Source organism: Mesorhizobium sp. M0663, from assembly GCF_040320585.1.
Classification (GTDB): Bacteria; Pseudomonadota; Alphaproteobacteria; order Rhizobiales; family Rhizobiaceae; genus Mesorhizobium.
In genome coordinates this window covers 1-908 of the sequence record NZ_JAMYPX010000108.1, presented here as the reverse complement: position 1 = coordinate 908, position 908 = coordinate 1, and the positions used below count along the sequence as shown (strand labels likewise).

The window sequence follows — 908 nt, the reverse complement described above, 5'->3', positions numbered from 1 at the left end:
TCTAGCAGGCTTCTCTGATTGGGGTCGGTGAGGTCAAGCGTTTCCTGTCTTTTTTCCGGACCATGTCGCCCCGCGGGTCACTCGCTTCTCTTCGCGGTCGGCGCGGAGCCGCCGCATGATGGGGTCAGGAGAGCGAGGCGTCTCAATCTGTTGAACGACCTTGGGAGACTTCGCCCAGGATCGTGCCTGCTAACGAGATCGCCTTGCCCATCGTCCCCACGGGAACGATCCAGATCACCCTCGCGGGCGAACCACTGTTTGTGTTCGTTTTTGTTCCTTGCGCTATTTCATGCCGATCCGGCGGCTTCCTTTCCAAAGCGGAATTCGGTTGCGTCGGCCCACATGCGGTGCAGGATGACGGCCAGCTTGCGGGCCACCGCCACCCGCGCCCGCGCCATGCCGCGGCGTCTGGCGATGTTCATGCCCCAGGCGCGCAAGCTCGACCACTTTTTGGAACGCACAAGCAGTGAATGGGCTGCCTCGTAGAGTGCTGTGCGGGCGAGCTCGTCGCCACAGCGGCTGACCTTGCCCTGGATGTCGGTCTCACCGGATTGGTATCGCGCTGGCGTCAGCCCCAGATGCGCTCCCACCGCCCGCGAGGAGCCGAACCGCTCCGGCCGGTCGATCGTGGCGCGGAAGGCGAGCGCCGTAATCGGACCAACGCCTGGCGCGCTCATCAGCCGCCGGCAGACCTCCTCCTTGCGGACGATGTCGAGAACCTTCTTGGTCAGCCGGGCGAACTCCTTGAGCATGGTGCCGAGGATCGTAAGCAGCGGCTCGACCATCGCCATCACCTCGGCACTGGCCAGTTCGCGCACGCGATCAGCAAAGGCGGTGCGCGATGGCGTACCGAGCTTGACGCCGGCCTCTCGCAGCATGGCGCGCACGACATTCTCGATGCTGCGCAT

At 64.4% G+C, this 908-nt stretch carries 1 protein-coding gene; it reads right to left on the bottom strand.

The window, feature by feature from the left end:
* Positions 1 to 287: 287 nt before the first annotated feature.
* The coding region (locus tag NKI54_RS36315) for an IS110 family RNA-guided transposase (protein WP_352694660.1) at positions 288 to 908 on the bottom strand (621 nt) is incomplete at its 5' end.